Origin of the sequence: Bifidobacterium sp., assembly GCF_051876855.1 — a bacterium.
Taxonomy (GTDB): Bacteria; Actinomycetota; Actinomycetes; order Actinomycetales; family Bifidobacteriaceae; genus Bifidobacterium.
In genome coordinates this window covers 11,074-20,840 of sequence record NZ_JBJEIH010000119.1, presented here as the reverse complement: position 1 = coordinate 20,840, position 9,767 = coordinate 11,074, and the positions used below count along the sequence as shown (strand labels likewise).

Annotated in this window: 7 protein-coding genes; 3 read left to right on the top strand and 4 right to left on the bottom strand. The window is 62.7% G+C overall.

The genetic code is table 11. From position 1 onward, the window contains the following. The coding region (locus ACI38B_RS07770) for a protein kinase domain-containing protein (RefSeq protein ID WP_439730238.1) at nucleotides 1-409 on the bottom strand (409 nt) is incomplete at its 3' end. 92 nt (nucleotides 410-501) lie between these two features. Further along, nucleotides 502-1,578, bottom strand: a complete 1,077-nt coding sequence (locus tag ACI38B_RS07765) for a polyprenyl synthetase family protein (protein ID WP_439730237.1) — start codon at nucleotides 1,576-1,578, stop codon at nucleotides 502-504. Nucleotides 1,579-1,885: 307 nt separating this feature from the next. On the opposite strand from ACI38B_RS07765, the gene ACI38B_RS07760 reads away from it, so the two are divergent. The 3 genes from ACI38B_RS07760 (at nucleotide 1,886) to ACI38B_RS07750 (ending at nucleotide 6,837) form a co-directional block, all read left to right on the top strand. Next, nucleotides 1,886-2,710, top strand: coding sequence for a hypothetical protein (locus ACI38B_RS07760; protein ID WP_439730236.1), 825 nt, complete (start codon nucleotides 1,886-1,888; stop codon nucleotides 2,708-2,710). Nucleotides 2,711-2,841: 131 nt separating this feature from the next. Next, entirely contained in the window at nucleotides 2,842-4,371 is a 1,530-nt protein-coding gene (locus ACI38B_RS07755; RefSeq protein WP_439730235.1) for an RNA polymerase sigma factor, read from the top strand. Between the two features lie 96 nt (nucleotides 4,372-4,467). Beyond that, the gene (locus tag ACI38B_RS07750; RefSeq protein ID WP_439730234.1) at nucleotides 4,468-6,837 is read left to right on the top strand and encodes a DNA gyrase/topoisomerase IV subunit B; all 2,370 of its coding nucleotides are present in this window, start codon (nucleotides 4,468-4,470) and stop codon (nucleotides 6,835-6,837) included. Between the two features lie 159 nt (nucleotides 6,838-6,996). On the opposite strand, the gene ACI38B_RS07745 is transcribed toward ACI38B_RS07750, so the two are convergent. Beyond that, the gene (locus ACI38B_RS07745) at nucleotides 6,997-8,157 is read right to left on the bottom strand and encodes a glycosyltransferase family 4 protein (RefSeq protein WP_439730233.1); all 1,161 of its coding nucleotides are present in this window, start codon (nucleotides 8,155-8,157) and stop codon (nucleotides 6,997-6,999) included. 51 nt (nucleotides 8,158-8,208) lie between these two features. Next, a partial coding sequence (locus ACI38B_RS07740; RefSeq protein WP_439730232.1) for a DUF4153 domain-containing protein occupies nucleotides 8,209-9,767 on the bottom strand: 1,559 nt, incomplete at its 5' end.

The following is a 9,767-nucleotide window of genomic DNA, read 5'->3' as shown; positions in this document are numbered from 1 at the left end:
CCGCCGCTCGATGCGGCGCCGCAGGCCCGTCCAGCGGCTCCGCCACGACGCGCAGGGTCTCACGCACGGTGAACGGCCCCTGCTGGTTCATCTCATAGCGCAGATTGACCCCATGGACGTATTCCATGACCAGATAGTTACGGCCCTCGACCTCACCGGTGTCGTAGACTTGGACGATATGCGGGTTCGCGATGGCCGCCGCGGATCGGGCCTCGCGGTGGAATCGTTCCACGAACTGTTCGCGATGCGGTCCCTGCGCCAGCTGCGCATGCATCACTTTGACGGCGACATGCCGGTCAAGGCGCATGTCGATCGCCTCATACACGGTAGCCATGCCGCCGTCGGCGATTTTGCGCACGATACGGTACCGGTCGTCGATGATCTGCCCTTCGTTCGCAGTTTCAGTCATGTTCGCAGGCCCTTTACTTAATGGTGATGACACTAGTCTACATGCCTCGGGCTACTCGCCGGCTGTCGGGACCTGCGAACGTTGCAGCCGGATCACAGGCAGGAATCGGGGATGAAGGTGCGGCACGCCTCGAGGAGCATGTCGCGTGAGGTTTGCGGCAGTTCTGCTTCGGCGATGGCTTGGCCGGCTTGCGCCCAGAGCTTGCGGATCCGTTCGCGCGAGAGTTCGACCGCCCCGCTTGCGGTAAAGATTTCGATGCCGCGGCGCACCTGCTCAGCGTCGCGCGAGGGAGCCTCGTACATGGCGGTCAGTTCGTTGCGGTCTGACGGCGACGACAGGGAGAGGGCATCGGCGAGCAGTACGGAACGTTTGCCTTCCTTGATATCTCCGCCGACGGGTTTGCCGGTGTTCTTCGTGTACCCGATGACATCGAGCAGATCGTCGGCAAGCTGGAATGCGACACCGAGTGGCTTGCCGATGCGTTCGCTGAGCAACCCTGCGATCTGCGGATCGGTCCCCGCCGCCGTCAACCCTAGTTGCAGCGGTGCCATAGTCGTGTAACTGGCGGTTTTCCAGCGGAAAACGTTGAGCGAGGCATCCGCGAGGCGTGCCGGGTCACTCAACGGGGTGAGTTCGACCGCGAGATCAAGCACCTGGCCGACGCTGACATCGCGTTGCATGCCAAGGAACACCGAACGCAGCGTGTCGGGATTGCCTAGCGACGATGCCGCGGCGTTGGCGATCGAGATGCTTACGGTCGCGAGGATGTCTCCGAGCATGAGCCCGAGGCCGCGGCCGATGGATTCGCTGTGCGTCTGCTGCGCGAGCGCGCGATGGGCGCTCGGCTTGCCCCGGCGCAGATCCGAATCGTCGATGATGTCGTCATGGACGAGCGCGGCGGTCTGGAACACCTCGATTGCGCAGGCGAGGTCGGTCATCGCCTCCCGTGCCTGCGGCGTAACCGGCAGGCCGGCGGCATCGAACGCGGCAAGCGCCAGGCGGGCTCTGAGCCGTTTGCCTCCTTGGCTTGAGACGACCGCTTGCGTGGCGACCTCGTGGAGGACATCTCGGCACGATGCGGCGATTTCGGCGTCGGGCACGGCGAGGTGTTCGCGGACCAGGTCATCGATGCGCTGTTCAATACGTTCCAGATCTGACGGCATGCTCATGCCTACGAGGGTATCCACAGCGTTGCGACATTCCCGGCGGCTGACAGGGGGCGTGTCGCGCGGGGACGGTGGCAATGAACGCGACAGTCGGCATTGAATGCGGCGAGCGCCGGCGAGCGGGATGCTCCGGTGTACGCGGCTGGTGCGGCGAGGCGGCGCTGAAGCGATACCTGGGGCGGTTCGCATCCTTTGACCACATTCGTCTGCCGCGCTGGACGGGCGCTATCGCCGTGCTGCAAGCTGAACAAGGGCGGATGCACGGGGTATCCGCATGAAGTCCCGGCACTGACCGGGGGATGGGGGAACCATGGAAGACGACAACAAGGACGGCACGCAGCCACAAATGAGTCGGCTGGTATTCAACGCGTTGGCACGCTACTGGGAATGGACATATGAAAAGGGGGAGCCGCTGCCCGGTGCGGATGCTTCGCGGCTCTTTCCCAGATACTGGTATTCGCAAGGGGGTTGCTTGCCGTTGCGCCGGTGGGAGGAGCTGCCCGAGCCGGAAGGGACGTGGAGGGCGTGGAAATCGCCCGGGCTGTTGCCTGAAGCCTGGGTCGACTTCCAGAATGCGCGATACCGGCGATTGCGCCATGAGGAAGGCGTTGTCATCGGTACTCGGCTGTGGGTTGGTGAGGCATTGCAGATGTGGCATCGCAACCAGCGTGAGGGAGGGTCGCACCTGCCTGCCGACGATCAGCTGTTGCTCAGGCTTGCGGTGGGGATGCGGCAGAATATCGCCATTCGTGACGCTCTGATTGTCTCGTCGGTCAGCATCGATCCGATTGACCAGGAGACGCTGCTGCGGTTCGCCGCGGAACCGTCCTGCCCGAGTAATGCAGTGACGATGGGCAGGTTGCTCACCGAAGCGTTCGACGAGCCCAAGGCCGTTCCGCGCATTGGTTGTCTGCGGGCTTCCGCGAAGATGCTTGATCGCATGATTGAACTCGTGCCGGTGTCCTACCGGTCGAATATCGCGGCGTGTCTGGCCTATCTGTTGTGGTGGGGGGACGATGAGCGAACGGATATCTTCGCGCGAATCGCCCTGCATCTCGACCCCACGTGCACGCTCGCCGGCATCGTCATCGACGCGCTGGACAACGGCACGAAACCGCAATGGTGCTCCCTGTGACATCGTGTGCAGGCTGTGACGTCTCACTTCGCTGTCCCAATCGCACGGGAATATTCGTCCACGAAAGATGGTTAACTTCTATAGTTGACGATTTGCCCTTGCCATAACTGCGCCCTTCGTTTGGCCGCGGTATGGCGGGAACACGCAGGAGGATAAGTTTGGCCAAGGAAACGACGGCAAGCAAGAAGGACGCTGATCAGACCGAAAAGACCACATCCACCCGCAAGAGCGCGGCGAAGAAGGCTGCGACACCGGCCAAGGCGACCAAGAGGTCCGCAACGTCGGCATCCGCCAGGAAGACCGCGGCAGCGAAGAGTGCGAAGACATCGAAGGCGGCGAAGGCGTCGGGCGGTGAGGACGCGGCGCCGAAGGCCAAGAAAACGGCATCCCGCGCGGCAAGCGCCACCAAGACGCCGCGCAAACGTACCGCCAAGCGTGCCGAGCCCGCGGCGGCCCAGCACGACGAGACGCAGCTCGAGGACGACGAGGACATCAACGACGAGGACATCGAGAACTTCGACGACCTCGACGAAGGTGACGATCCCGACAACCTCGACGACGACATCGATTCCGACGACGAGAACGAGGACGAGGACGACTCTGAGGATGAAGAGGAGGACAAGCCCAAGCATCGTGAGCCCGAAGTCCTGCCGAAGGCCAAGGGCGCGTTCGTCATGCGCGATGACGATGACGACGACAACCTCACCCCGTCAGGCAACCCCAAGCGTCGTGTCATCGCGGCAGGGGCGACCGCCGATCCGGTCAAGGACTACCTTAAGCAGATCGGCCGGGTCAGCCTGCTGAACGCCGAACAGGAAGTCGATCTGTCCGAGCGCATCGAGGCCGGCCTGTACGCCCAGCATCTGCTGGACACCGAGAGCGAAGGCATGAGCTTCAAGCGCAAGCGCGAACTCAAGTGGGCGGCGGCCGACGGCAAGAAGGCCAAGGACCACCTGCTCGAGGCGAACCTCCGTCTGGTCGTGTCGCTGGCCAAGCGCTACACCGGCCGCGGCATGCTGTTCCTCGATCTCATCCAGGAAGGCAACCTCGGTCTGATTCGCGCAGTCGAAAAGTTCGACTGGAAGAAAGGCTTCAAGTTCTCCACCTACGCCACGTGGTGGATCCGTCAGGCCATCACGCGAGCCATGGCCGATCAGGCGCGTACGATTCGCGTGCCTGTCCATATGGTCGAGGTCATCAACAAGCTCGCCCGTGTCCAGCGGCAGATGCTGCAGGATTTGGGCCGTGAACCTACGCCCGACGAGCTGGCACGCGAACTCGACATGCCGGTCGAGAAGGTGCAGGAAGTGCAGAAGTACGGCCGTGAGCCGATTTCCCTGCACACCCCGCTCGGCGAGGACGGCGATTCCGAATTCGGCGATCTGATCGAAGACACCGATGCCATCGCCCCGTCCGACGCCGTGGCCTTCTCGCTGTTGCAGGAGCAGTTCAAGCAGGTGCTGGAAACCCTGTCGCCGCGTGAGGCAGGCGTCATCAAGATGCGTTACGGCCTTGAGGACGGCCAGCCCAAGACACTTGACGATATCGGGCGCGTGTACGGCGTGACCCGCGAGCGGATCCGCCAGATCGAATCGAAGACCATGTCGAAGCTGCGTCACCCCTCGCGTTCGCAGACCCTGCGCGACTTCCTCGACCAGTGACGTGACGCCGTATGCGGGCTGTCCTTGATTGTCAGGGCGGCACGCATACGGACGGGCGACGGCGGGAAACGAAACGCAAGACAACGAATGGGGATTATGGCAAAGGAAAACTACAGCGCCGACAGCCTGACCGTGCTCGAGGGACTTGACGCGGTGCGCAAGCGCCCCGGCATGTACATCGGTACGACCGACAGTCAGGGCCTGATGCACTGCCTGTGGGAGATTATCGACAATTCCGTCGATGAGGCGCTCGCGGGTGCTTGCAACGACATCAAGGTGATCTTGCATACCGACGGCTCGATTGAGGTCGACGACAACGGTCGAGGTATCCCGGTCGACGTCGAGCCAAAAACTGGTCTTACGGGCGTCGAGGTCGTCCTAACCAAGCTGCACGCCGGCGCGAAATTCGGCAACGCCTCCTACAATGCGGCAGGCGGTCTGCATGGCGTGGGTTCGTCTGTGGTCAACGCGTTGAGCTCCCGTCTCGACGTCGAAGTCGACCGCAACGGCAAGACCTACCACATGGCCTTCCATCAGGGGCATCCCGGCGTCTACCAGGACGCCGACCCGTCGAAGCCGTCGCCTGATTCCCCGTTCAAACGCACGCGTAAGAACCGTGCGACCGAGCTTGAAGTCATCGGCAAGGTCTCGCCGAAAACCACGGGAACGCGTATCCGCTACTGGGCCGACCCGGAGATTTTCAACGATACCGCGCAGTTCAGCTACGAACAGCTTATCGACCGGGTCCGCCAGACAACCTTCCTCGTTCCGGGATTGAAGATCACCGTCATCGACGAGAACATTCCCGAAACAGGCGACGTCTCCGTCGACGCGATGCTCGAAGTCGACACGCCGGAGGAAACCACCGGCATCGCCGGGAACGCGCTCGGAAACGATACCGACGCGGGCGTCGGCACTGTTGACAGTTCCGACAGCACAGACAGTACCGACATCGCAGACCACGCTGACGACAACCCCGACACCGGGCAAGTCGAAAACACTGCGACAGATGGCGCCGCCGACGATCGCGAAGCACAGGCGGCAAACCAGGCGGCCATCGCATCCGCGGCGCGCCCCCACCGCAGGGTCGAGGAATTCCTCCATACCGGCGGCGTCAAGGATTTTGTGGACTTCCTGTCCAAAGGCGAACCGGTATGCGATATCTGGCGCATCAGCGGGGAAGACACCTACACCGAGGAAACACAGGCCGTTGACAGCAAAGGCGAATTGCACGCGCAGAACATCGAGCGCACCTGCAAAGTCGATATCGCCCTGCGCTGGGTCAACGGCTATGACACCACGTTGCGCAGCTTCGTCAACGTCGTCGAGACCCCCGGCGGCGGCATGCACGTCGACGGTTTCCTGCAAGGCATCACCAAGCAGATTCGTAAGAGCGTCGAAGACAATGCGCGCAAGCTGAAAGTCAACCTCAAGGATTCCAAGACCCGCGTGGAACGCGATGACATCCTCGCCGGTCTGGTCGCAGTCGTCACCGTGCGTATCGCCGAACCCCAGTTCCAAGGGCAGACCAAGGACGTGCTCGGCACGGCCCCGGTGCGCCCGATCGTCTCGAAGATGACCGAGCAGCAGTTCGGCGAGATGATTACCGGCTCGAAACGAGGATACAAGGAACAGTCCGGAAGGGTGCTCGAGAAGATCGTCGGCGAGATGCACGCACGCATCCAGGCGCGCAAGACCAAAGAGGTCACCCGCCGCAAGAACGCGCTCGAGGCCGCATCCATGCCGGCGAAACTCTCCGACTGCCAGCCGGGCAACGACGATATCGCCGAACTGTTCATCGTCGAGGGCGATTCCGCGCTCGGCACCGCGAAAGCCGCCAGAAACTCAAGCTTCCAGGCCCTGCTGCCGATCCGAGGCAAAATCCTCAACGTGCAGAAGGCGAGCCTGTCGCAAATGCTGTCCAACAAGGAATGCGCCTCAATCATCCAAGTGGTGGGCGCGGGTTCCGGCGCGAGCTTCGACCTGAGCCAGGCACGGTACAACAAGATCATCATGATGACCGATGCCGACGTCGACGGCGCGCATATCCGCATCCTGCTGCTCACGCTGTTCTACCGGTATATGCGCCCGCTGATCGAATCCGGCCACGTGTATGCGGCAGTCCCGCCGCTGCATCGCATTGCGCTCGCCGGCAAGCACAAAGGCGAGTTCATCTACACGTATTCGGACGATGAGCTCTCCGGCAAGCTCGCCGACCTCGATCGACGACATATCGACTACAATCCCGACATCCAGCGGTACAAGGGCCTAGGCGAAATGGACGCCGACCAGCTGGCGGACACGACCATGGATCCGCGCTCGCGCATGCTGCGGCGCATCCGCATGGAGGATGCGCAGAAGGCGGCCGGTATTTTCGACCTGCTCATGGGTGGGGAAGTGCCGCCGAGACGCCAGTTCATCGTCGAGAACGCGGACGATTTCGACCGCAGCAAGATCGACACCTGATTCGGCGCGCTCGGTGTTCTCCGGCGTGTGCGTGCATACCGACGGCGGACACCGGTATTACGATTGAGGCCGCATCGGGCCGGGTTTGCGGGCATCCCGCTTCCCGCCTGTGGTGCGGCCTCAATCGTAATACCGGGCTGTGCTGCGAAGGGTGGGTTTTCAGACTGCTCGACGCTTGGCGATCGCCTGCGCATACACCTGCTCGACCTGGTCGGCGATGGTGCGCACGTCATAACGTTCAAGCAGGAGTTCCTCGCGTCGATGTACCTGTTTCGCCCATGCGACGTCATCGATGGCGCGCGCGATGCGTTGCGCCAGTATCCGCGCGGTTTCACGGCCGCGCACGGGGAACAGCGCGTCGGTATCGCCCAGCAGTGTGGAATGGTATCCGGGATTGTCCCCGGCAAGCGTGACCTTCGCACCTGAGGCGATTGCCTCCAGCAGCACGATGCCGAAGGATTCACCACCCGTCGCGGGAAAGACCGCGACATCGGCGCTGCGCAACAAAGCGGGTTTGGCGGATTCCTCAATGAATCCGGTGAAGGTGACCGGTGTGTCGAACCCGGCGGCCCGGCGCCGGCATTCCTCGAGCAGCGGGCCTTTGCCGGCCATCGTCACATGGGTGCCGGCGGGGAGGAGCCGGTGCCGTTCGCCGTATTCGATTGCATCGAGCAGGATATCCGCGCCCTTGCGTTTGACGAAACGGCCGAGGAACACGATATGCGGGGTGATGGTGTCACCGTCCAACGTGTCGGCATCGACAGCGGCCGCCCTATCGCGCATCATGCCCACATCCACCGGATTGGCGATGACGCGTGCGTTCGTATGCGCGGTCAGCGCCGCATAGCGCGCCGCGACATCGGACACTGCGATGACTTCGTCGATACGCCGGTGAGTGTGCGCGTTGATCGCCCCGAGCGCCAGCCCGCCAATGGCGGATAACGGGTCGCTGACCGCGATATGGTAGGTCGCCACAACGCCGGTATTTGGCGACGCCGCCTTGAGCACCCGGCCCGCCATGAACGGGCTGTAAGGCGCCTGGACGTGCAGGATATCGAAATCGCCCTCCGCAAGCGTGCGCGCGATGAGCCGGCGGCTTGCCGGTAGGGGGATGCGCATGCGGTTCCCGTTCGCGCTCACCATCACGTTCCGTGACATGACGTGCGTGTTCGGTACAGGGGAGTGTTCGGTCTGCCCGACCAGGTAATGCACGTCATGGCCGCGGCGGGAGAGTTCCTTGCCCAAAGTCACGATATGCTGCTGCACGCCGTCGAGCACGTCGAGCGTGTCATCGAATACGAATGCGATGCGGTAAGACATGGTCTCCAGTCTAGTGCCGTTCCGGTTGGGCTGCGCTCAGGTGGCTTGCGATCATATCGCGTCGGTGATTTGACGCGCCTGATTGTAGGCGTCGATGACGTTGCTCGGATTCGACAGTACCAGCGCCACATACCATACGACCACGAGGATGAAACCGATGGTCGCCAGCGGCAGACGAGGCACGAACAGGCGTACGAGGCACAGGATGAGCACGGCGATGAGCATCCACATGAAGGTCAGGGATTCCAAACGCAGCCAGGTGAGCCCATACGCGCCAATGTACAAGTGCAGACGCCACAGGGCTGAGGCGAGCATGACCCCGGTTTCGCCGATCAGCACGACAAGCATGCCGGTCAGGGCAGCGGTGTGGCGCACACGGCACAGAATCAGCGCGTAACCGGCGAGGTTCACGCATACGACGGCGAGCAGCTGGAAGAATCCTTCCCGGGCATACTGGGAGTAGGTGTAGCCGTCGGGCAGTTGCCGGCCGCTGAACAGGAAGGCGAACTGGATCGCGCAGAACATCGCGTACAGGACGAGGACCAGTGCGAGGACAACCGCGGCCACTGTCGTGTCGAAGGTGCGTTCGTTCCGGTTGGCTGTGGCATCCCCCGTACCGGACGGCGTGCACGCGTGCATGCGCAGCCGGTTGGTGACTTCGGTCTGCGCGAGGATGGACAGGCAGAAGGGGAAGAGGAACACGATAATGAGCACGTGGCGCACGAATTCGGAGATGTCGATCGATCCGATCATGCGGCGCAGCGCGTAGTTGAACACCAGATCGCTGGAAGCCAGAAGCGCAGTGAGCGCGACGAGCAGGGGGACGGCGACAACGATGATGAGCAGGATGCGGCGGGCCGTGCTCATGTGTTCTGTGCGCCGCTCGCTGCCGGCGGTGTCAGTACCTGCGGACGATGCACTGCTCTGGTCTTGAGGCAGCGCACGAATCGCGTGTTGGGCGTGCCGTAGCGTCGAGCCGACCGCATTGAGCTTGGTGAAGGGGGAAATCCACCCGTGCAGCCAGCGTTTGACGATCAGCCACGGGTGGTGGGGGTCGAACCCGCCATCCGAGATTTGCAACGTCATCATCAACAGGCATGGAATCGCGAGGAAGGTGGTGGTCACCCAGCTATCGTCGATGTTGCCGGCCGCATGCATGGCGATTGCGTAGGCGCACAGCATCGCCGTGGCGATGGTGGTGAAGCACCACATGAGGCTGCGATGCGCGGTACGGAAGAACAGGACGGTGACGGTGGCAATGGCTGCCAGCCAGAATCCGTCGAACCATGGCGTGTACGTGTTGGCGTCCGACCATGCGAACACGAGCCGGTCGCACAGGATTGGCAGGATGATCGCCGCGCTGGCGATGGCGAGGAGTCTGCGGTCGGCAGGTGTCGAGCCGTCGGGGGCGGCGAGCGGGTCGCGTCTGGGAGCGAAGGGTGTTGCTGGCGGGGTGGTGTATGGCATGCCGGCAACCGCCTGCGGATAGGGTCGTGTCGGTGGTATGGGGTGCTGCTGTTGCGCAGATTTGGGCATTTGCTGCGCTTGTGTCTGCTGGGTCTGTGTTTGTTGGGTCTGTGTTTGTTGGGTCTGATGTACTGGCTCGCTCT

Coding starts and splice junctions, on each gene's coding strand:
- ACI38B_RS07765 (WP_439730237.1), bottom strand. CDS start 1,578: ATGAGCATGCCGTCAGATCTGGAACGTATTGAACAGCGCATCGATGAC.
- ACI38B_RS07760 (WP_439730236.1), top strand. CDS start 1,886: ATGGAAGACGACAACAAGGACGGCACGCAGCCACAAATGAGTCGGCTG.
- ACI38B_RS07755 (WP_439730235.1), top strand. CDS start 2,842: ATGGCGGGAACACGCAGGAGGATAAGTTTGGCCAAGGAAACGACGGCA.
- ACI38B_RS07750 (WP_439730234.1), top strand. CDS start 4,468: ATGGCAAAGGAAAACTACAGCGCCGACAGCCTGACCGTGCTCGAGGGA.
- ACI38B_RS07745 (WP_439730233.1), bottom strand. CDS start 8,157: ATGTCTTACCGCATCGCATTCGTATTCGATGACACGCTCGACGTGCTC.